The sequence below is a fragment of the Spirosoma daeguense genome (assembly GCF_054776875.1).
Genome location: NZ_BAAHBF010000001.1, coordinates 67,878 through 91,723, shown reverse-complemented (window position 1 = coordinate 91,723; position 23,846 = coordinate 67,878). Strand labels below are relative to the sequence as shown.

16 protein-coding genes are annotated in these 23,846 nt (G+C 46.6%); 10 read left to right on the top strand and 6 right to left on the bottom strand.

Going from position 1 to position 23,846, the window contains the following annotated elements:
- Positions 1-4: 4 nt before the first annotated feature.
- From ACYVD4_RS00265 to ACYVD4_RS00250, 4 genes are all read right to left on the bottom strand, one after another.
- Entirely contained in the window at positions 5-652 is a 648-nt protein-coding gene (locus tag ACYVD4_RS00265) for a Uma2 family endonuclease (protein ID WP_460941581.1), read from the bottom strand.
- A gap of 22 nt (positions 653-674) precedes the next feature.
- A complete protein-coding gene (locus ACYVD4_RS00260; protein WP_460941579.1) occupies positions 675-2,393 on the bottom strand; it encodes a GMC oxidoreductase in 1,719 nt (572 codons plus the stop codon).
- Positions 2,394-2,498: 105 nt separating this feature from the next.
- Positions 2,499-3,212, bottom strand: a complete 714-nt coding sequence (locus tag ACYVD4_RS00255; protein ID WP_460941577.1) for a gluconate 2-dehydrogenase subunit 3 family protein — start codon at positions 3,210-3,212, stop codon at positions 2,499-2,501.
- Between the two features lie 174 nt (positions 3,213-3,386).
- Positions 3,387-4,112 (bottom strand): NUDIX hydrolase, encoded by a 726-nt coding sequence (locus tag ACYVD4_RS00250; protein WP_460941576.1) that lies wholly within the window; start codon positions 4,110-4,112, stop codon positions 3,387-3,389.
- A 333-nt stretch (positions 4,113-4,445) separates the two neighbouring features.
- Between ACYVD4_RS00250 and ACYVD4_RS00245 the strand changes: the two genes are divergently transcribed.
- From ACYVD4_RS00245 to ACYVD4_RS00230, 4 genes are all read left to right on the top strand, one after another.
- Positions 4,446-4,823, top strand: a complete 378-nt coding sequence (locus ACYVD4_RS00245) for a hypothetical protein (RefSeq protein ID WP_460941574.1) — start codon at positions 4,446-4,448, stop codon at positions 4,821-4,823.
- Positions 4,824-5,004: 181 nt separating this feature from the next.
- A complete protein-coding gene (locus ACYVD4_RS00240) occupies positions 5,005-10,374 on the top strand; it encodes a fibronectin type III domain-containing protein (RefSeq protein ID WP_460941572.1) in 5,370 nt (1,789 codons plus the stop codon).
- 82 nt (positions 10,375-10,456) lie between these two features.
- Positions 10,457-11,167 (top strand): pseudouridine synthase, encoded by a 711-nt coding sequence (locus ACYVD4_RS00235; RefSeq protein WP_460941569.1) that lies wholly within the window; start codon positions 10,457-10,459, stop codon positions 11,165-11,167.
- Positions 11,168-11,266: 99 nt separating this feature from the next.
- Entirely contained in the window at positions 11,267-12,781 is a 1,515-nt protein-coding gene (locus ACYVD4_RS00230) for a Gfo/Idh/MocA family protein (protein WP_460941567.1), read from the top strand.
- Positions 12,782-12,954: 173 nt separating this feature from the next.
- Here the strand turns inward: ACYVD4_RS00230 and ACYVD4_RS00225 are convergent, their stop codons facing one another.
- Both ACYVD4_RS00225 and ACYVD4_RS00220 read right to left on the bottom strand, forming a co-directional pair.
- Positions 12,955-13,362, bottom strand: a complete 408-nt coding sequence (locus ACYVD4_RS00225) for a hypothetical protein (RefSeq protein WP_460941565.1) — start codon at positions 13,360-13,362, stop codon at positions 12,955-12,957.
- Between the two features lie 79 nt (positions 13,363-13,441).
- Complete coding sequence (locus ACYVD4_RS00220; RefSeq protein ID WP_460942955.1) at positions 13,442-14,581, bottom strand: FG-GAP repeat domain-containing protein; 1,140 nt, start codon at positions 14,579-14,581, stop codon at positions 13,442-13,444.
- A 532-nt stretch (positions 14,582-15,113) separates the two neighbouring features.
- On the opposite strand from ACYVD4_RS00220, the gene ACYVD4_RS00215 reads away from it, so the two are divergent.
- The 6 genes from ACYVD4_RS00215 to purQ all read left to right on the top strand — a co-directional run bounded on the left by ACYVD4_RS00215 (position 15,114) and on the right by purQ (position 23,834).
- Entirely contained in the window at positions 15,114-18,221 is a 3,108-nt protein-coding gene (locus ACYVD4_RS00215) for a SusC/RagA family TonB-linked outer membrane protein (RefSeq protein WP_460941564.1), read from the top strand.
- Positions 18,222-18,255: 34 nt separating this feature from the next.
- The gene (locus ACYVD4_RS00210) at positions 18,256-19,818 is read left to right on the top strand and encodes a RagB/SusD family nutrient uptake outer membrane protein (protein ID WP_460941562.1); all 1,563 of its coding nucleotides are present in this window, start codon (positions 18,256-18,258) and stop codon (positions 19,816-19,818) included.
- 265 nt (positions 19,819-20,083) lie between these two features.
- Positions 20,084-21,229, top strand: a complete 1,146-nt coding sequence (locus tag ACYVD4_RS00205) for a hypothetical protein (RefSeq protein WP_460941560.1) — start codon at positions 20,084-20,086, stop codon at positions 21,227-21,229.
- Positions 21,230-21,375: 146 nt separating this feature from the next.
- Positions 21,376-22,116 (top strand): 5'-nucleotidase C-terminal domain-containing protein, encoded by a 741-nt coding sequence (locus ACYVD4_RS00200; RefSeq protein ID WP_460941558.1) that lies wholly within the window; start codon positions 21,376-21,378, stop codon positions 22,114-22,116.
- On the top strand, positions 22,094-23,035 hold the full coding sequence (locus ACYVD4_RS00195) for a bifunctional metallophosphatase/5'-nucleotidase (RefSeq protein ID WP_460941556.1): 942 nt from the start codon (positions 22,094-22,096) through the stop codon (positions 23,033-23,035). The genes ACYVD4_RS00200 and ACYVD4_RS00195 overlap by 23 nt, the downstream gene beginning before the upstream one ends.
- Before the next feature lie 112 nt (positions 23,036-23,147).
- Positions 23,148-23,834: a phosphoribosylformylglycinamidine synthase subunit PurQ gene (purQ, locus tag ACYVD4_RS00190; protein ID WP_460941554.1), complete on the top strand. Its 687-nt coding sequence runs from the start codon at positions 23,148-23,150 to the stop codon at positions 23,832-23,834.
- Positions 23,835-23,846: the final 12 nt, after the last annotated feature.

The following is a 23,846-nucleotide window of genomic DNA, read 5'->3' as shown; positions in this document are numbered from 1 at the left end:
CACATCAGGCTGTTATGGTAATACCCTCATCAGTAAGGTACTGACCGATGTTAAAAATCTGGCCGTCGAGTAGTTCCAGGTCGCGATGCCAATCCATTGTAAGCCAAGCGTCGGCGTTACGTTCGGCAACCATTACCTGCTGTGAACTAGTGAATACCCAGATTACTTTGTCGGAGCCAAAGTCCAGTAATTTCTTTGTTTTCCGATTCACATAATTGAAGTCGATTACCTTTGATACGTCAGCTTTTACATCAATTTCAATAGCTACTTTGGCAGGTACTTTAACGTATTGCGTATTGATCTTATCGGGCGTCAGTACGTTTCTGTCATAAATCGCTACGTCGTGCGACAAGTTATTCCGATGGTCGATGTGAACACCAGCTTCATTTGAGGCAAACCAGTATTTTTTCTCATCTAATTGACGAAGCATAATTCGCATGAAATAAGTGACCAGCACCCATTGTAAAGAACTCGAACCCATTATTTCTTCTGGTAATTTCTTGCCAGCCAGTACGTCTTCATAGCCGAGATAATACAACGGACGGCCATCCAGCACTTCATAAACCAGCGATTCCAGCGCAACGGGTGGCTGTTTTCGAGCTGATAATGAAGTGCGTTGCTTCCGGGATTGCTGTTGAGCTATGGGTTGCATAAAATGCTTTTTAGCAAGATAACTATAAATTCATCCGCTTCAGTTCGCGGACGGCGAAGTCAGCAGCACGGGCGGTTAAGGCCATATAAGTAAGCGATGGGTTCACGCACGACGACGAAACCATAGCCGCACCGTCGGTAACGAATACGTTTTTGGCTCCCCAAACCTGATTGTTGGCGTTGAGAACCGACGTTTTGGGATCACGACCCATGCGGGCGGAACCCATTTCGTGAATACCGATTCCCTGATTTTTGTCGGTGTCGTTACGTGTCTTGACGTTTTTCAGGCCAGCCGCTTCGAGCATTTCGGCGGCATCGTTGGCCATTGCTTTCCGCATGCCAACGGTATTTTCGCCCCAGCCTGCATCGAATTCAACGATAGGTAATCCCCATTTATCTTTTTTAGATGAAAGCAACATGCGATTGTTAGGGTCGGGGAGGGTTTCGCCAAAACCACCAATGTTAAACTCCCAGCGTCCGGGCTTTGTCAGACTGTCTTTAAACTCTGGTCCAAAGCCATCTTTCGAGGCACCAGCTACCCAATCCTGACGGGCACCGCGTCCCTGATAGCCAAAGCCGCGTACGAAGTCTTTCCGTTTATCATCGCCCCAGTTGGCAAATCGAGGAATGTAAATACCGTTGCCCCGACGACCATAGTAATACATATCCTGCAATCCCTCGAATTCGCCCGATGCTCCCGCACCCAGATGGTGATCCATGAGGTTACGGCCCAACTGATCGGAATCATTGCCCAGCCCGTTCGGAAACCGTTTCGAGGTTGATTGCATCATGATCCAGGCCGTATTGATGGTTGAGGCATTCAGGAAAATGATTTTGGCGTAGTATTCCTGCGTTTGTTTCGTATTCTGATCGATGACCCGAACGCCAACGGCTTTGTTTTTCTGTTCATCGAACAAAACCTGATACGCAATTTTATCCGTAATGATCGTTAACCGACCGGTTTTCATGGCAGGTGGCAACGTAGACGATTGCGTACTGAAATAGGCCCCAAATGGACAGCCACGAACGCAAAGGTTTCGAAACTGACACGATGCCCGACCTGCGTCGGTATGAATTTTCTGCGCTACGGAAAGAATTGCTGGCCGACCGATGACCAAATGCCGACCTTTGAAGTTCTTTTCGATCCCATCTTTCGCTTTCAGTTCAATGCTGTTCATCTGCATGGGCGGCACAAACTCGCCATCGGGAAGTACGGCAAGCCCATCTTTGTTGCCCGAAACCCCGGCAAAACGCTCTACGTAGGAGTACCACGGGGCAATGTCTTTGTAGCGAATGGGCCAGTCGCTGCCGTGACCATCTTCGAGATTGGCGGTGAAGTCACGCTCGTTGAGCCGGTAACTTTGCCGACCCCACATCAGCGAGCGACCACCCAGATGATACCCGCGAATCCAGTCATAGGGGCGTTTTTCGATATACGGTACGTCGACATCTTTGGTGAACATATGGCGCTGATCTTCACCGGGTTTTCCGCCCGAACGCGCGTTGGCCCAATATTCTTCGGCAGCCCACAACTCAATTTTACCCCGGTGCGGAAATTCCCAGGGGTCTTTCATGGCGGTAGGGTAATCCGTTACATGTTTAAGGTCGGGGCCACGCTCAAGCATAAGCACTTTTAGTCCTTTCTGCGTGAGTTCTTTAGCGGCCCAGCCACCCGATATACCAGAACCTACCACAATAGCGTCGTAGGTCATTCCTTTTTTAGCGTCAAGATTAAGGTTCATTGTTTTTATGGAGTGAGGAGTGTGTATTAGGAGTGAGAATCCATTCGGCTGAAATCCTTACTAGCTATTCTCAATCCTACTTACTCGCTTCTAATACTAAACCTACTACGTTGCCCACGCTTTCTGGCCGTCTTTGAGTTTCACAACACCCTCGTATCGACCCGGAATTTTGACGTATTTAAGTGCCTGCGTACAGCCAATTTCGGAACTGAAATAACCCAGAATTGTCAACTCTTTTACTAGTTTGAAAAACGGTGTAAGTGGCGCGTTTTTCTTTTCGTCTTTTACTACAACCCCCGTTTCGGCATCCACTAATTTGGCCTGCGTCTGGTCGGAGCCTGATGCCGCAACCGCGCCTAGCGTTGTTTCCGGATTTTTGGACAGGTTTTCCTGCTGTTTGGGCTTTTGCTGCGCTTCGGTTTTCGCCATTTGCTCAAACTGCTTCAGAATGGCCGTTTTCTGATCAATAGGCAGCTCTACAAATGATTTGCTGTAGGTTTTCTTACTTTCTGCCTCAACGGCGTCAAGGCCTTTCAGAAAATGCTCTTGTTGGGCTGGTTTATAGCAATCTTTTAAAATTAGCTGGATAGTCCCGGCAACTTTAGCGGCTTTAGCTCCGGGAGTAGACGTAGTGGGCATAATCACTTCGGTAATTTCGTCCAGCAGGGCTTCCTGAGCCGGTTGTAACAGAAAGGCCGAAGGAGCGCGCTTACTAACGCGGTGGGGTTGATAACTGTCCAGAATGGCTGCCATAGAAGGGGCCGACAGCGCACTTCCCATGGTAAGAGCAACTTGAAGAATGGCTTCTCTGCGTTTCATGCTACGTCTTTTTAAAGTACCCGAGTAGACTTGTTCTGCGTTAGTGCTGGCAGTATCGTTCAGGTTTCCCAGAAAAGTAGAAAAGAATTACATCCTACTATAGTTGAGGATCGAGCGAATGCTACGTAGCGTTTGGCTCCTCAAAAGGACTTCGCTACGTATAGAGGTTATCCATTACGCTAGAAGCCGATACAGGTAGGGTGCTTTATTGGCAGCCCCTGTGTATTTTTTCTCCAGACGTTCCAACACATTCATATCCAGAATTTTCTTTTGGAAGTTATTACGGGCAAACGGTTTGTCGTAGACCGCTTCGTAAAGTTCCTGTACTTCGCGCATGGTGAATGTTGCGGGAAGCAACGAGAACGCGATCAGTTTCTGGTCGAGATTCTGACGTAGCGTTTCGAGCGCTTTTGTTACAATCAGTTCGTGATCCATAATCATGGTTGGCAGCTCCTTAATCGGGTACCAGGCAATCGATTCGTCGAGTTCGGTCTTTTGGGGTGTAACCCTGTTGATGTCTACAAGAGCGTAGTAGCCAATCGAAATAAACCGCCTGGTAAACCACTCATATTCTTTCTGATCGAAGCGCCCTCCACCTAACCGTTCGGGGTTAAGCTTGATGAGCTGGTCAAGAAAGTCTAGATTATTTCGGCCTGCTTCACCAAAAATATAAAACTGCTCGAGGTAAATATCATCGATACCGGTTCGCTCCTGCAGCATGCGGTGAGCAGCCCTGTCAATATCTTCGTTTTGATAAATAAACCCGCTCGGCAACGCCCAAAAATTCCCGTTGAAGTTCAGTTTAGGCACCAGCACGTTCAGTTGTTTATTCTGATAGCCGAAGATGACACAATCAATGGAAAGCTGTTGAATATAATTACGTTCGCTCGGAGAATGCATTTTGTTTAGTCTGATATCAGTAGCAAGTAAACAGAAACAGCAGGCAAATCAACCGCTGATGCATAAACATTCCGCTTTTGAGCCGTTTGCCGTTGCATTACTTCTGCTGTTTAGTATAAGCTGTATATTGAATAGGATAAAATTTATTGTCTAAATAATAGACAATAATATTGTTTTATTTCTACATTTGTTGTGTAGACACTACTATTTGTGGGAACGCGCTATAATTCAGACGTGTAGATTCGCGATCAACTATCCAGAATACACAAATACGGATTGTCCTTATGGTGGTAGAATAAAATCGTTTCACTTATCTAATCAACTAGTATGACAATGAAAAAAACAACTCTCTTTTTTGTACTGTGCTTTCTGAGCCTGGCTTTTGCAGGATTTGCGCAAACTTCACCACCGACCGACTTTTATGCCGGTAAATGGGAGATTATGATTGCAGGAACGCCAAATGGTGATGTTAAAATGACAACCGATCTTGTCCGTAAAGACGGTAAGCTAACGGGCGAATTGATAAATCCTGCCGATCCTGCCAACGGAAAACGGGCCATTACGAAAGTTGTCGAGAATGGTGATAAACTTTCTATTCATTTCGAGACGGCTGAAGTAGGGGAGATTGCTATGGAGCTAACAAAAGTTGACGACGATAATCTGAAAGGTACTACGTATAATTTCGATACAGTTGCCAAGCGAGTGAAGTAATAATCAAGTAGCGTTCGGGCAAACGTATCCTACAAAAACGGCACCAATTTATAACGGGGGCCGTTTTTTGTTGCCGTAAAGTCAGTGCTTGTCCGTTATCTGACTCTTTACAGACAAAAATAAACCAAGTGAAATTTTGTTGAACGAGCGCTGGTGCAATTGGCGAAGTTTTTGCTATAAAATGGCAAAGATAAGTTACTTGTCGCCTGCCACATCTATGCCCATTCGCTACGTCTTTTTTCTTCTTTTTTTGCGGATTAGTACATCAGTTTATGCTGCTTGTCAGCCACCAACTGGTCTTCATACAGATAATATCACGTATCAATCGGCGCGGCTAAACTGGTATTATTATGACAATGGAAATGGGGCGTATTCTTTTCAGGTACAGTGGCGGGTAGCCGGTAGTGGCTCATGGACAGGTTCGGTCATTTCGCCCCAATTTTCTAATTTAACGGTTCTCACAAACAATACTACGTATGAATGGCGAGTGCGAACTATTTGTGCAGCGGGCGATACGTCGACCTATGCAACTGGCACGCCTTTCCAGACCAAATGCAGCGAACCCAATGGCCTGAACGTAGCGAACGTTACCCATGAGTCGGCGCAGTTAACCTGGTATACATCCACAGATGCCGCTGATTATGAGGTGCAATGGCGTATGTCAGGAGCATCTGTATGGAACGTAGTAAATGGGCTGACAACAAGCTCATTAAACCTATCGGGCCTGCCGGTGGAAACATCGTTTGAGTGGAAAGTTCTGACCGTGTGTTCGGCAACGGCGTCGTCTGATTTTATTTCAGGCCCTCTTTTCCGAACCCGATGCATGCCGCCTACAAATCCGCGTACTACGTTGGTGAATCCGGATGCCGCTGAATTGAAATGGGATGCGCTTTCCGAAATAACACGGTTTGATATTCAGTGGCGTCCTGCCGGTACATCAGCCTGGAATCTGGTCGAAAATATTGCATCGGCCGAACACATTCTGGATGGTTTAACAAACAGTACTAAGTATGAATGGCAGGTACGTTCTGCCTGCTCGGCTACTGACAAATCGGCCTGGTCAGATATGCAGTTATTTCAGACCGGCTGCCCGTTGCCTACTGATATGAGTATACTATCGGTGAACAGTAACTCCGCCATAATCCAATGGAAAACGTTTGCTGCTGACCTCCAATGGCGAGTTGCCGGAGCTTCGGCCTGGAATAGTGTATCGAAAGCGTCATCGCCCTACAGCCTCACGGGACTGACAAACAACACAGTATATGAATGGCGAGTACGGACAAGCTGTTCGCCAACGAGTTCTTCAGAATTTACGCCACCGCAGTTGCTAACAACCCGCTGTAACAGCCTCGCGTTTGTTAATACGTATCAGCAATCGTCAAGTAGTTTGCAACTGAGTTGGAATTATAGCGAAGAAGGAATCTTCGAAGTACAATGGCGGGCAGCAGGTACAACAAATTGGTTATCGGTAACGGGCATTTCAGCGTCATCATATAGCCTGAATGGACTGCAAACCGGAGCAAGTTATGAGTGGCGGGTACGTAAACTGTGCTCTGCCATAGATGCTTCGGATTTTTCGGCAATCCAACTGGTTACCGTTGTTTGCCGAGGGCCTGTAAACCTGTCGACAGGTAATCCTACTACGTCGTCGATTGACTTAAAGTGGAATTCGAACGGAGAAGCAGGCGTATATGAACTTCAATGGCGAGCGGTCAATTCATCTTTATGGACTACAGTGCCGAACGTAACAACGAATCAGTATACGCTAACTAATTTGCAGTTAACGGTGAATTACGAATGGCGCGTGCGTACGATTTGCTCTGGCACGTCAGCGTCAGAATATACGTATCCAAATACGTTTACTTTACAGTGTCAAAATCCTTGGTTTTTAAACGTTTATAACATTAGCCCTTCGTCAGTTACGTTACAATGGGCTGGTTCGAGTTATAATGGTAGCCCGACCTATGAGCTGCAATATCGACGGATTGGTCCGGGAGATTGGACAACGATAACTGGTATAACCTCGACAGCCTATTCGTTGACAGGGCTTACGAACAACATGTTGTACGATTGGAGGGTGCGCGCAAGCTGTTCCGACTTTTCATCTGGTCAGAGGTTTTATACACGCTGTGAAGCTCCTATTGATGCGCGAGTCATAAAGCTGAATGTTAATTCAGTTGAGTTGGTCTGGCGGAACAGCAGCAGTGATCAGGTTGAGATTCAATATCGAGAAACAGGTGCGTCTAACTGGACAACAGTTCAGGCTGATAATGGTGAAACAAGCTGGTCTCTTTATAATCTAAACCCAAACAAAGCCTATGATTGGCAACTAAGAAGTGTGTGCTCTGCTGGTGTTTATTCAAGTTTTGGGTATGGCCCCACTTTTATTACAGACTGCTATATACCTGTACTTTATACCGAACAACTGTCAAGCTCCTCTTTGCGAATTGTTTGGTATTCGTACTTGCCACTTCTCTTACCAACAGAATATGAACTGCAATGGCGCAAGGTAGGAAACACTGACTGGAATACAGTAAGCGGACTTACAGATGCAGCATACGTATTAACGGACTTAGTAGCCGGAGAGAGCTATGAATATCGGGTTCGGCAGGTGTGTTCGACAAACGCAATGTCTGATTATTCCAGCGTGTATACAAATCTAATCGAGTGCCGCAATGTCAGCCAGATAGCTGCTGATAAGTTGCCCGCAGAAACAGTTCGGCTACGTTGGAGCTACGCTATTGATGACGTATTACGTCAGGTACAGATTCAATACCGTACAATCGGTGCGTCGAACTGGACAACCGTATCGAGTCTTACAGGCACATCGTATACACTCACGAATCTGACGCCCAATACTACCTATGAGTGGCGTATTAGAAAACAGTGTTCACCAACCGTATTCTCTGATTTTTCGATTGAGTCGGCCTTCGTCTGGTCATGTCCTATGCCTTCTCCTCTTAATTTCAGCACAAAGGCACGGGCTAATTCGGCATCCCTGTCGTGGCAGACAGATTATAGTTCCGAACAAACGTATGAAGGCTACACACTCCAATGGCGAATTGCAGGAGCCGTTAGCTGGTCGAGCGTTGCAGTACCGTTTACCGGTAACCCGATTGTATATTCACTAACAGGCCTGCATACCAATACCGCCTACGAATGGCGGGTTAGTACGAACTGCGGGGGCAACCATCAGTCAGACTATTCTTCGGTTCAGTTGTTCAGGACTAGCTGCGCTGCGGTTGAATACGTATCCATAACTAATGTTGCCTATAGCCGGGTAGATTTAAGCTGGCCAGGAATAAGCTTAGCTTCGGGAGAAAGCTATACCGTTCAATACCGGATTCGGAGTCAAGTAGCCTGGTCGGAGGTAACAGGCATTACTACTACCAGTCTGCAACTGACTGGCTTAACGGGAAATATGACCTACGAGTGTCGGATAAAAAACCAGTGCGAAGCTGGCGGATCAAGTATGTATTCGCCGAGCTACCTTTTTTCAACCCAGTGCCCAAACCCAACTTTAGTTAATGTAACTGGAATAACTACTCAATCGGCTTTACTAAGCTGGGTAAATCACCCTGACAATACGTCGGTCAAGCTGGAGCTAATGACAGGTTCATCATCATCAGACTGGAGCACGACCATAATCAGTGGTGTAAGTAGCCCCCCCTACAAATTTACCGGATTAACTGCCGGTACTCTATACCAATACAGGTTGCAGGGTGTATGCGGTGTTACTATTCTTTCGTCTACTCCTACCTATACAGAAAGTTTTTCTACGATTCCTCTTGCCGCTACGTCGAATGTTTCTGTACACGCTGAAAATATATCGGCGCAGTCTGCACACGTATACTGGACAGGTGAGGAGGGGCGGACCAATTACGTATTGCAATGGCGACCAATTGCCGGAAACTGGAAAACGACGAGTTCCTTATCGAGTACACGGTATATACTAACGGGCTTACAACCGAATACGACGTATGAAGCCCGAGTGAGTTTTGTGGGCGATGATGGTCTAACGCGAGAGGCCTCAACCTCGTTTGTAACAACCTGCTACCAGCCATACAATCTGATGACTGTCAGCGTTACGTCGAACTCGGCTAGTATACGATGGTCTGATAATGGCCTGCCCGCTAGTGTTCAATGGCGGGTTGGGGGTACAACAAACTGGCAGTCGGTAACAGGAATATCAAGTGATACGTATTCGTTAACGGGTTTAACTGATCGTACTCTTTACGAATGGCGCGTATTGGCACAATGTTCTTCGAGCGTACTAAATGCCTCCGCTATAGGCGTATTCAGAACGATTTGCAAGATGCCCTCTTATCCAGATACCCGCAACGTAACGACAAACTCGGCGCAACTCGTCTGGAACGGATCTGGCTCAGGATTTTCGGTTCGGTATCGACTTGTTGGTACGCCCAATTGGACAACGATAACCGGATTGGCGTCAACGACCTATGCATTATCCGGTCTGGAAAACAATACGAGTTACGAATGGGCGGTAGCAACCGTTTGTGAGCCAACGATTGCTACCCCTTATACAAGTCCGTTACGTTTTCAAACGCAGTGCCAGGTTCCTAATAACCTGAGAGTTGGCTTGGGAAGCGAGACAAAAGCAACGTTATCATGGAATGGAATTGAGTCTTCCTATCAGATAGAGTGGCGAGCTTTGAGCAGTACGTTCTGGAATAGCATTGCTAACATTACGTCTCCCTACACATTAACTGGGCTGACGGCGGGCGTTACTTATGAATGGCGAGTACGAAGTAGTTGTGGTATACTTTCTGAAGAACGGCCTACCTTTTCACCATTTTGTAATTTGGGGGGTTATGATCAGAAATCGGTTGAAAATATCACATCCACGAGTGCTCAGCTTATCTGGACTTCTACTTCATTGCCACCTTACAGCTTACGTTGGCGGAGGATGGGTGATGTAAACTGGACAAACCTAACCGGCAACGTTACATCACCATATACCCTAACCGGGCTAATGAACAACACCCGTTATGAATGGCAAATAGCTAACGAATGTCGGCCATCATACGGCCCATCAGATATTTTCCAGACGCATTGCAATTCGCCGACTCAGTTATGGACAGAAGATATAACTACTACGTCCGTACGATTCCGGTGGGATGCTTCGGTCGATGGATTGGGTTATAAACTTCGCTGGCGGGAAGTAGGTACGTCGGACTGGAATGTGGTTACGGGTATCACTGACACCAGTTTCGTACTAGCCTGTCTGACAAACAACACAGTATATGAATGGCAGGTACGTTCGCAATGTGGTACCGACGATTATCTGATAACAGCCTCTTTCAGAACGGTGAATGATTGTTTATCGGGAATTTATTCAGTACGTGACGGTTCCTGGAATGATCCGGCAGTTTGGTCGTGTAACCGGGTTCCCGTTGCAGAGGACGTAGTGACTGTTAACCATGTTATTTCTGTGCCAGCCAATTATACGGCAAAAGGGCTTTCAATTCAATATGGCGCGCAATCGAAACTGATATTTGGTTTAGGAGCTATACTAAAAATAGGGTTGTAAATTAAGCGTATGCTAACGACCTGAACGTGTTGGAACGTAGCGTGATTATGAATTGGTGTTGATCTTTACGATTTTGCGACCAATGAATGAGCCAATTGTTACGTCCCAACTATTACCAATACTTTATCAGTCGGATGATTTAGTAGCGATCAATAAACCGCATGGCCTGCTGGTTCATCGTTCGCCGATTGCCAGCGACGCCAGCGAATTCGCCGTACAGTTACTACGTGATCAGCTTGGGCAACGTGTTTATCCCGTTCACCGGCTCGACAGAAAGACGGGTGGAGTACTCCTGTTCGCATTAAACGAACAGATGAATGCAGCCATGCAAATGCAATTTGCGGAAGGGGGTGTTCAGAAACGCTACGTAGCGATTGTGCGCGGTTATACACCCGATGAACTCGTTATTGACTATCCGTTACGTCGCGATGATGGTGTTGTGCAGGATGCAGTTACGTTCCTGAAAACCATCCAACGTAGTGAAATTGCCTTGCCGTTTGGCAAACACGCTACGTCGCGTTATTCACTGGTTGAACTCAAACCTACCACCGGACGGATGCATCAGCTACGTAAGCACATGGCGCATGTCATGCACCCGATCATTGGGGATCGCCCACATGGTTGTAACAAGCAGAATAAACTTTTCAAGGAGCATTTCGAGATGAATACCATGCTGCTCCATGCGCAACGTATCGAGTTTACACAGCCTGCTACGTCGGAACAAATTGTAATAACGGCATCCTTGCAGAGCGAGTTTGAGCGGATGATGCGCGAATTGTTCAGTTATCAATAATATTCGGAGATAGTCCGTTCAACAAAAAAGCAAGTATACAGTAGGTATATTGCAGTCGATTTTTACTTATTCATCCGTACAATTCCTATACGTTTTCTCATGAATCAATCAGATAAGTCAAAGTTAGATCTGGATTCGTCAGGCCAGACTAACTCAGGCACTACCCGCCGGCAGTTTATCCAGGCTGGCGCGTTGGCAACAGCGGGCTTTTTTATTGTGCCTCGTCATGTGCTGGGTGGTAAAGGATTTATTGCTCCGAGCGACAAACTCAATATTGCTGGCGTAGGTTTTGGTGGAAAAGGTTTCAGCGATACGAACAATTCGTATAACAATGGTGCCAATAATATCGTCGCGCTTTGTGACGTAGACTGGGGGCTTCCTCGCGTAAAAGAAAATTTCACGAAACATCCCAACGCGAAACGCTACAAGGATTTTCGGGAAATGCTGGATAAAGAAGGCAAAACGATTGACGCTGTAACCGTTTCTACCGCCGATCATACGCACGCCGTTGTTGCCATGGCCGCCATGCAACGAGGTAAACACGTGTATGTACAGAAGCCCCTGACCCACAATATCTACGAAGCGCGGATGCTGACCGAAGCGGCTCGTAAATATAAAGTCGTTACCCAAATGGGTAATCAGGGCTCGTCGAACCCGCAGCAAAAACAAATGGTGGATTGGTTTGATAAAGGTTTGCTGGGCACCGTACACACGGTTAACCTTTGGACCAACCGTCCGGTTTGGCCACAGGGTATTCCTGTTCCGCAAGCGGCTGGCGAAACCCCCGTCGATCTGGATTGGGATCTGTGGCTTGGGCCAGCTCAAAAAGTCGGCTATACGCCCGCTTATCACCCGTTCAAATGGCGCGGCTGGTGGAATTTTGGCGCAGGTGCGCTCGGCGATATCGGTTGCCACATCATGGATACACCTTTCCGGGTACTTGGGCTTGGCTATCCAACTGAAGTTGAAACCAGCATTGGTCAGGTGTTCCTGAAAGACTGGACAGCCGAGTACATTCCGGAAGGTTGCCCACCATCATCGCATGTGGAATTGAAATTCCCGGCAACGGCCAAGAATAAATCAGTCGTGAAAATGATCTGGGAAGATGGCGGTATCCGTCCTTTCCGTCCGGATATGCTGCCAGAAGGCGAGCCGATGCCAGAAAATGGCGAAAACGGTGTGCTCATCCACGGCGACAAAGGTTTGCTGATCTGTGGCATGTATGGCGAAGATCCCAAACTTTACACGAAAGATGGCAAGAAAATCGTGGGTGATCCGAAACCGAAACCTGCCGATGGTTCTAAGCCACTGCCTGAGAATGGGCACCAGGTTTTCTGGACCGAAGCCTGCAAAGCGGGTTATAACAGCAAAGAACACAAAGCACTTACATCGTCGTTCGATTTTGCTGGCCCGCTAACGGAATCTGTACTGATGGGTAATCTGGCTATCCGGAGCTATACCGTTCGTACTCCAAAAGCTGATGGTAAAGGATTTAACTATCCGGGCCGGAAACAACTGACATGGGATGGTAAAAATATGAAAATCACGAATTTTGACGAAGCGAACCAGTTCGTAAAACGCGAATACCGCGAAGGCTGGTCGCTGAATTCGTAAGAGATCGTTCTTCAAAAACAGAAAATCCGGCTAGAAATTTCTAGTCGGATTTTCTGTTTTTAGCGGCAATACTATTGTCAATTATTGAAGATGACCATTGCGGACAGACTGTCCTCGTTACGTTGTTCTTTGTGACGCGGATATTCTGTCCGCAATGAATATTTGCGTTACGTCTACCGGCTGGTTTTCAGGAAAAGCAGTTGCAACATAGAGCGCAAGCGTCCGTGTGCTACGTATGCCCAGATCAGGAGCATATACATCGAAAAATCCTGATACGAAACAGGTAATGCTACGTTGTTAAGGTAGTAACGAGTCGAGGTAAATTGCAGCGAAGGCGTAAAGCCCAGCAGGTTTTCGTAACCCAGTACAAGCGTTAGACCAAGCGCATAAAACAGGTACTGAGGTTTGCGCATCACCCATAAAATACTAGCCAACGTAGTGGCTGCGAATCCTAGATAGTGTTTCCAGTCAAGTGATAAGTCGGTTGTACTTGCTACGTATACTGAATAAAACTGAACTGCTAACAGGACGAGTACAATCAGGCCGTAGCCATAAAATTCTTTTAATTGAGCGCGTTGCATAAACCTGTACGTTACGGAAGAAGAAAAAAGCGAAAGATAAAATTAACGCAAAATTCATTACGTAACCAAATTCGATACGCTATTTTCTGGACGATCCTTCGTTGAAAAATACAAACAATCCGTCTTTCCCGGCCACTATGATGTCTTTTCGTCCGGTTTTGTGCAAATCGGCAACGGCAAAATATATACCAGTTCCTTTGCCTTCGCCCGCTGGTCCATACGAAATGTCGTGCTTCTCGAATTTCTTCTGTGCTACGTTCCAGGTGAAATAATAAAGGCCAACCGGATCGTAACATCCCGGATCGCCATCGTTGTGAGCCCGGAATCGCTTGCCAGTTATGAGGTCTGGTCGGCCGTCGCCCGTTATATCGATCCACTCAAGGCAGTGGTATTGTGAGTTTTTATCGTCGATCAGATGTTTCGTCCAGGTGCGTTTTCCATTTCCCTCGTTTTTTTGCTCATACCAGTGCAAGCCATAACTATGCCCTTGGCCAACAATAAGATCGTTTAACTTATCGCCGTTTACGTCAGCAACAATAATGGGTACGCTAGCGGTGCCCAGAGCAAATTCTTTATGGAGCGTCCAGGGGCCAGCTTCACGGTCGACAGGCGCTTCCAGCCAGCCATCACTGACAATTAAATCACCCCGTCCATCGCCATTTACATCGCCGAAGCCCAATCCGTGTCCTTGCGTTGGCGCAACAGTCACCGTTTTAAACTGACTCGGTCCTGCTAGTTTTACGTATTTCAGCGGGTGGTTTGGGTTATTTGGAATAATCTCCAGCTTTCCATCGCCATCTATATCCCAGGCGCGGGTTGTTTCTACGTTACCAACTTTGCCAATTTCGTGTAGAGGCCAGGTGGCTTTGCCATTGCCCGGATTTTCGACCCAACGTAGTGTTTGATCGAACCAGCCACCGGTTACAAAATCCAGTCGTCCATCGGCATTCACATCCATCGGAATGGTTGAGAAATCATCGTAATACTGATCTTTTCGGGGTTCATTTCCAATCAGGTGACGGCGACGGAAGTGCGGGCCTTCGTACCAGAAATCACCGGAAACCAGATCGAGCGTATCGTTTTTGTCAACGTCAAAAACTCCTACAGATTCATAACTCTCAGCCGCCACAAAGTAGCGACGGAACTTAGGCGTAGGTTCTGGGGCGGTTAAGCCAACGAGTGCGCATAGACCGAGAAGGATACTGGCAAGGCGAAGCATAAACGTATTACTTATGAATTGGTGCTTTTGACTACTAATCATAGATAATAGTAAATAGGCATCTATTTCTACTCAGCAGGCTGACGTCTTATTTCTGGAATAACGAAAATTTTTTGTTACCCATCGCGGGGCTCATAATACGTAATATAGGTGAAGGCAAAAGTTGGTTGAGAGCATTAAACTAAGCTCTCATTTAGAGGTAACTAACTAGTAATTTATAGGATATGGGGATTTGTATATAATGCTACTAAGTATTTATACTTTTTTAATCTTTTTAATTATGGATTAATTCTTTTTTAAAAAATTCTTGGATTTAATGAGTAGTTAATGGGGTTCATTGGTTTTATCCAAAGTTATCCTAATTAGTTTAACAATTTTTTTAACCTAAGTTGCCGTTAGCGCGGCCGAACCTATGTATAAACACTTACCTCCTACCAGGCCGGTTAAACTGCCCGGAGTTTCCGCTTCGCTTGTTTGCCTTGGTCTTTTGTGGTGCAGTGTATCCTATTCTGCAAATGCAGCTGAGCTCGACGTGACGAATAAAGTTACTGCGGGTAGATTCGCTGATCGGCCCATTACAGGGCGTATCACCGATGAGAAGAATGAAGGCCTGCCTGGTGTTAGCGTACTGATTAAAGGCACGCAACGTGGTACGATTACGGATGCGGATGGTCGGTACAAACTCGATGTTCCTGATGGGAACGTATCGCTGGTGTTCTCCTTTGTGGGGTATCTTTCTCAGGAAGTGGCTGTTGGTAGTCAGTCATCAATTAACCTGAGCCTCAAAGCTGATGCGAAAATGATGGACGAAGTGGTCGTTATCGGTTATGGTACGGCCAGAAAATCAGATTTAACGGGTGCTGTTGGTACGGTGAAAACCGAACAACTGATGGAGCGTCCTGCACCTTCGCTCAATCAGGCTCTTTCGGGTCGTATGCCAGGGGTGCAGGTAAATACAAACTCAGGTCGTCCGGGTGGACGTACTACTGTACGTATTCGTGGTTTTAGCTCGATCAACTCATCGAACAACCCGCTCTACGTAGTAGATGGTGTAATGTTACCTCAGGGTAACCAGAACCAGTTTAGCTCAGCGATCGACTACATCAACCCGAACGATATCGTTTCGATTGAAGTACTGAAAGATGCTTCTTCGACCGCTATTTATGGTGCTCGGGGCGCTAACGGCGTTATTCTGGTAACTACCAAAAAAGGTAAGGCAGGTGAAGGAATGGTTACGTATAACGCTGATTTCAGCGTGAACACGATCGGACCAAACCGGCCACAAGTATTAAATGCTCGTGAGTATCTGGCTACCGAAGATTTAGCCTATGCGAACATTGCGAAATATGACCCTGCTGGCTGGGCATCGGGCAAATATACATACCTCGATCCAGTTGCCAGAAGAAGAACCTTTAGTGCGAAATATCCTGGCGTTTTTGATGCGAATTTGAACCCGCTTCATGACACCGACTGGTTTAAAGAAGCGACTCAGAACAAATTGTCACAAAACCATCAGTTGGGTTTCAGTGGTGGTAACGAACGGACTCAGTATTCGCTTTCTTTAGGGTATCGGAACGATGAAGGTCTTATTAAAACATCATATCTGAAGCGTTACTCAGGTCGTTTTACTATCGATGATCAGGTGAAAAAATGGCTGAAAATTGGTGGTACGTTGAGCTATAACAACCAGACTGAAAACCTTGTCGATATTAATGACGCGGTTGCCCGGCAGATTGTAGAAGATTTCCCATTCTTACCTGTGAAATATGCGGACGGTACATATGCCAACAACCGTGACTATCCAAACGCAGAAGGTACATTCAGTTCAGCAATCCGTCTTAATGACCGCCGTTTTATTCTGAATACGCAGACAACGCTGGGTAGCCTTTATACTAATATTAATCTGGCAAAAGGTCTGGAAATGCGTACTGTATTGGGCGTAAACATTCAGACACAGGAAAACAACGAATCGCAGACACGGGTAATTAACCCCGGTAACTTAGGTAACGCTGCTTCCCGGTTCCGCAAAGAGAGCTTCTGGTCGTTGGAGAACTACCTGACCTATAACAAACAGATCGGTACGGCTCACAACTTTACAGGACTGTTGGGTATTTCATGGCAGGAGACCAATATCTTTAACATGAGTGCTACGGTTAACAACTTCGCGACTGACTATTTTGGTTATAATAACTTAGGAGCTGGTTCGGTTAACCCGCAGGTGGGATCGGGTGCACAGCGGTTTGCGTTTAACTCGTATTTTGGACGTATCAACTATAGCCTGTACGATAAATATCTGTTGACGGTAACAGGTCGGGCCGATGGTTCGTCGAAATTCGGAGCGAACCACAAATTTGCGTTCTTCCCATCGGCAGCTCTGGCATGGCGTGTATCTGAAGAGACATTCCTGAAAGGTAACCCGGTTGTTAATAACCTGAAACTACGTACCAGCTACGGTCTGACGGGTAACTCAGAAATTCCTCCTTACTCATCGCTTGCACTGCTTAGCTCAAACTACTCAGCCGTTTATAACGACACACGTTTTGGTGGAACGGGTATCGACCGTTTGGCTAACCCTGACCTGCGTTGGGAAAAAACAGCTCAGACAGACGTTGGTTTGGAAGTTGGTTTGTTTAAAGGACGGGTTAACCTCGAACTTGACTACTACTACCGTTTAACGACCGATATGCTGCTCGATGCTCCTGTTCCACGTACAAGTGGCTACGGTACAATCCGTCGGAACGTAGGTTCGATGCAGAACTATGGTTTTGAGTTCGGTATCAATACGATTAACGTAAACCGGGGTGATTTCACCTGGAACACTACGTTCAACCTTTCGCTTAACCGCAACAAAGTGCTTTCGCTGGCAACACCTTCCGATATCTTCAACGTAGGAGGTCCTAACTTTACGAACCCGACCAACGTTATCCGCGTAGGTGAGCCAGTAGGTGCTTTCTGGGGTTTGACCCGCCTGGGTACATGGAGTGAGGCTGAGCGCGAAGAAGCGGCTAAATTCACCAGCTATCGGAACAACCTGACCATGCTGCCAGGCGACATCAAGTATCTGGACGTAAACGGTGATAAGACGATTACGGATGCTGACCGTAGCATTATCGGTAACGGTAGCCCGAAAGGCTGGGGTGCTCTGACGAACCAATTCAAGTTTAAAAATTTCGACGCTACGTTGGAACTTCAGTTCTCGTACGGTAATGACGTAATGCTGATGAACCTTCACCCAAGTGAAGACCGTCAGGCTATTGCGAACAGCTATAAATCGGTACTGAATGCCTGGACGCCGACTAACCAGAACACCATGATTGCCCAAATTCGGGAAACACGTGCTGGTTATGTAACTAACGTAGATAGCCACTGGATTAAAAATGGTTCATTCCTGCGCGGTCGTAATATCCTGTTGGGGTATACGTTCCCATCTGAAGTTACGAACCGGTTGAAATTGAGCCGCTTGCGCGTGTACGGTACTGTCCAGAACTTCTTCCTGTTAGTAGAAGATCCAATTGTGGGCGATCCAGAAGTAACGCCTACGAACCAGGGTGATGGTAACAGTGCTTTCTCACAAGGCATGATTTGGCACAACTATCCGAAGCCAACTACATTCCTGTTTGGCTTGCAGGTTGGTTTCTAAGCAAGGTATTTATTTACATTCGAAAGACATTATTATGCGATCTACCGCAATAAAAACTATAACAAAAGCACTGTTGTGTGGTACAGTGTTGATGGGACCTGTTGGCTGCTCTAGCTTTCTGGAAGAAAAAGCTCCCTCGAACCTGACCAACGATAGCTTCTATACCATTCCTGACCATGCTGAAGCCGGACTGGCTTCGGTATATCACAGCCTTCGGTTTATGGGCGATGGTGCCGGTATTTTCTCGTCGAACTGGCAGTTGCTGGAAGCCATGACAGGTACATCGACCACCGAAACAGCGCAGAACTCTGACCTTAACAACCTGTACAGTATGTCGCACGACGGCAATACGGCACACGTTGTGAACTATTGGAATGGCTTGTATCGGGTAATTGCTCAGGCAAACCAAGTACTTGAAAAAGTGCCGCCCATTCCGCTTATGGATGCTGCCCAGAAAACGAAAATTCTGGGTGAGGCTCGTTTCCTACGCGCTTCGGCTTACTTCACAGCCGTTCAGCTTTGGGGAGATGTTCCGCTTATTACCAAGCCTCAAACGGCAACATCTGAAGATTTTCGCCCTGCGCGCGTTAAATCGGAAGATGTATACAAGCTTATTGTCGATGACCTTCTTGCTGCTGAAGCCGCAGGACTGGCCTGGATGGACGTAAGTGGTCGTGTGAATCTGGCGGCTGTGAAAACGCAACTGGCGAAGGTGTATCTGACTATGGCTGGTTTTCCGCTTAGCAAAGGGGCATCGCACTATAAACTAGCCGCCGATAAGGCGCTGGAAGTTATTACGTATGCCAATGCGAATCCGTCGACGATCAACTTGTTCACTACGTATGAAGATGTTCATAAAGAAAGCACCAAGAACCGTACGGAGCACCTGTTCATGCTGCAATACAATGCCATTGTAGCGAGTAACCCGATGGACAATTTCTACGGAAACTTTAAGCCAATCAACTATAACGGTCCTACCGGAACGGGTAGTTCAGTACCAACTCCTTCGTTTTATAAATCGTACGAAGCTGGTGATTTACGTGCTAAGGATCAGGATGGTTACTTCTATACAACGTACTTTACAAATGGTACTGGAGCACGCTTTGAACTTGGCGCGCCTTATGTGTTCAAGCACTTCAACCGCACAGCCAATGGTACGTCTGGTGTAGCCGGAACACGTCAGAACAATCTGAACGTACCGCAGATTCGTTTTGCAGAAACACTGTTGTTGTTCGCTGAAGCACAGAACGAAGTTGGCGGCCCAACGCAGCCAGCTTATGAGGCTATGAAGCGGATTCGTGACCGCGCTAAGTTAACAACACCTGCTATCGGTACATTCAATCAGGCAAGCTTCCGCGAGGCTGTATGGCGTGAGCGCTGGCACGAACTGTGCTACGAACAGCTAACTTGGTTCGATATGGTACGTCTACGGAAAGTATATAACGAAACGACTAATGGCTTCGATAACTTCGTTGGTCACATTAACCTGAGCACAAACAAGGCACTCGAGCAAAAACACCTGCTATTGCCTTTACCAAGACAGGAAATGTTGAACAACCCTAGTCTGACTCCTCAGAATCCAGGTTATCCGAACTAAATAATTAGAAGCTGGATTGCTGACTCCCCAACGATAAAAAAATCGTTGGGGAGTTTTTTTTTCGGTTAATTTGTCCGCAAGTCGGGAATATAAAGACCGTATTAGCGTATCACTGGTCATGCATATACGCGATTCTGGAGTTGATTTACACGTACCCGTAAAAATCTTGTTTCCTGAAAAAACCATTACTGATTTGATGAGTTAAGTGCTTTGTTATAAGGGCCTTGTTATTATTTTTACGCACAATCTTATCGAGATGCCTATTATGAACCGTCTACTCCTTGTACTGCTTTTGTTACCCTTGGCTGGTTCGGCACAGGTAACGATTGATACACTGCACTGGAGTGCTGAACGACGGCTTCAGCTTTCCGATTTTCGCTCGCCAACCCAACCGGGTCTGGGCGGCTCTGAGTTTTATTATCAGATTGGTTATGAGGCTCGTCCGCTATCGGCTTTTGGTGCACCCGCCATTGATTCCTATTGCCTGATGTTCCGAAATCTGTCGTGGGTTTCCGAAACGGCACGCCATGATCGTACATTGGCTTATAATCAGGTTTTGTTCGATCTGGTGGAAGTGCATACCCGGCAGATGAAAGCAAAATTGATTGCGTTGGGAGCCGACAGGCGTTTCAAACAGGAAGCCAAGCAGATTGAATACATGACCAATTCGGAGTTGGGTAGCGAAGTAAATCGCTTTCGAGCCGAAACAGGTGGTGGCGATGACGTAACAGAACTAAAGCGCTGGCAGCAAAAAGTAGTACAACGACTCTACGATACGCCTGATCTGGTGACAATGTATCATACGTCAAAAGTAGGCTACGGTTTCTTTGTGGGTGGGGGCGGTATGCAACCCGTTGGGGCGCTGGGTCAGGCATTCACTACGTCGGCAGGCGTTGTCTTTGGTATCGATGTTGCCCTTCACCGAACAATTGTCATGCTGCATCCAACGCTTTATAACGGAACGATTCGGGCAGGGTTTGAATACCAGAACCACACGTGGGAAAGTGGCATGTCAGTTACGCCCATGCTGTTTGAAGCCGGAATCGGTCAAATTGTAAGCGAAACTCCACGTGCTCGTTTTATGCCTTACCTTGGCTATCGATTACTGACCCTCACCCCCCGCGACCGGGATGATAAGCGATATAAAGGCTTCTCCCTTACCGATTATGCGCCTACGGCCGGGCTAGTGTTCGATATCAAATTGGGAGACAACACACTAAAGTATGACCGCTCAGAATCCAGTTTCTGGTTTATCCGAACAAAAATATCGTATAGCCCTATGCTTGATACAAAGCCGTTTGCTGGTGGATTTTTAAATATCCAGATCGGACTGGGAGGATTTGGTCGAATTCGTCGGGTTGGTTATCGACCAGAACCAACAACGATTACCTTGCCAGATGGCCTGATTTAGCTTTGCTACGTAGCATTGGCTTCGAATGAATATCCTCCGAACGAATCTGTTTGGCTATTGTGCAAAGCGCGCGTAAACTTGCCTTTTATTTTTCTAACAATTTATTAATACGTTATTACGTAGCGTTTCCGAACTTGCCGATACGTATGAAGAAACAATTGTTATTTCTGGCCCTTATTAGCTTATCGGCCTGTAATCCGGGTTATCACCTGACTAACCGAACGGCCAATCGTATTGGCGTCGATTCGGTAACGGCCGTAACCGATAGCAGTGTTGCTAACTTTCTGAAACCGTATCGGCTGGGGCTTGATAAAACCATGAACGAAGTGCTGGCTCGTTCAACCGGAAGTATTGAAAAAGGACTACCCGATGCTCCGTTAAATGATTTGCTCACCGATGCCATGCTTAAAAAGGCCAGCGAGCGCTATGGCAAACCTATCGATTGCGCGCATCTAAACTATGGTGGTATACGTAGTAATCTGCCCAGTGGCGATATTACGACGGGATCTATTTTTGAAGTCATGCCCTTCGATAATCAACTGATTGTACTGACCATAACGGGCGATATGTTCCAGAAAATGCTCAATCATTTTGTTCAGAGTAGCGGGCTGGTGGTTGGTGGCATCCGGGCCAAAATTCATGATAAACAGGTGCAGAATGTTACGTTTACCAATGGCCGAACGCTCCAGCCAAACGAAACATATACCGTACTCATGAGCGACTACGTAGCGAATGGCGGAGACGATGCGGGTTTTCTGAGAAATCCGGTAAAACGTGAAGACATAAACTACCTCGTTCGTGATGCGCTTATCGATTATTTTAAAGAGCAAGGCAAAACAGGACAACCTATAACACCTACTTCTGATGGAAGGATCAGCATCGAATAGACGCCAGTTTCTAAAACTGCTTGGCTCAACCGCTGTAATTAGTACGGTTGCTCCCAACGTATTGGCCAATATCGGGCAGGCGTATAATACTCAGAAAAAAGCTACATCGCTGACGATCTTACACACAAATGATGTACACAGTCGGCTCGATCCATTTCCGATGGATGGTAGTCGTAATGCTGGAAAAGGTGGCGTGGCCCGACGTGCTACGCTCATTCGTAAGATTCGTCAGGAGCAGCCGAACGTATTGCTATTCGATGCTGGCGATATTTTTCAGGGAACTCCTTATTTCAATCTGTATAAAGGAGAGCCTGAAATTCTGGCGATGAACAAACTTGGTTATGATGCTGGCACCATCGGAAATCACGACTTCGACGGGGGTATCGACAATATGGTAACTCAGTTTGGTAAAGCCAGTTTCCCACTGCTAATCGCTAATTACGATTTTAAAAATACGGTAATGGATGGCCGGACAAAACCGTATAAGCTATTCGAAAAAGATGGTGTTCGAGTGGGCGTTTTCGGGCTTGGTATAAAACCGGAAGGGCTTATTCCAAAGAGTGCATTCAAAGAAACCAAGTATCTCGATCCTATCGAAATTAGCAATGAAATGGCAGCCCAGCTACGTAGTAAAGAGAAATGCGACTATGTAGTTTGTCTTTCTCATTTGGGTTTCAAATACAATGATACCACTGTTTCCGACAATGTCTTGGCCGCTAAAACACGTAACATCGACTTGATTATTGGTGGTCATACCCATACGTTTCTCGAATCTCCGGTGGTTGTAAACAATCTGGACCAGCAGCCTGTCTGGATTAATCAGGTTGGGTTTGCTGGTATCAATCTGGGCCGTATTGATTTAACGTTTGAACCCGGTAAAGCCGTTTCAGGTAGCGGTAAATCCGTAGAAGTGAAGTAACTTTGTGGAACCACAAAGAGTGCAAGAGCGAAAGAATGAAAGAGCGAAAACCATCCGGCAGCCGCTTCCACTCTTTCATTCTTTCGCTCTTCCACTCATTAATGCTTTCTCTATGAAATTTGGCGTTGTTGTTTTCCCCGGCTCCAACTGTGATCAGGATGCAGTTGATACGCTTGAGCTAATGGGGCAGAACGTAGTTAAGCTTTGGCATAAAGACCACGATTTACAAGGCTGTGATTTTATTCTTTTGCCGGGCGGTTTTTCGTATGGCGATTATCTGCGCACGGGTGCTGTAGCTCGCTTCTCGCCTATCATGAACGAAGTCATTGCACATGCAAATCGGGGCGGCTATCTGATGGGTATCTGCAACGGTTTTCAGGTACTCGCCGAAGCTCGTCTGGTACCGGGCGTTTTACTACGTAACGCGAATCAGCAGTACGTCTGCAAAAATATTTATCTGACCCCTCAATCTTCCGATGCCTTGCTAACGGCTGGTTTGGATCGTCCTGCGTATAAAATTCCGATGGCACATGGCGAAGGTCGTTATTTTGCCGACGCAGACACGTTAAAATCGTTGAATGACAACGGACAGGTTCTTTTCCGTTACTGCGATGAAACGGGGGCAATAACGGAATCTGCCAACCCAAACGGTAGCCTCGAAAATATTGCAGGTGTGACTAACAAAGGCAAAAATGTGTTTGGCATGATGCCTCACCCCGAACGTGCTGCCGACCCTGTTCTGGGGAATATGGACGGAAGAATTATACTTGATCAGATATTGAAAGCTGTTCTGGTTTGATCTATGAAGTCG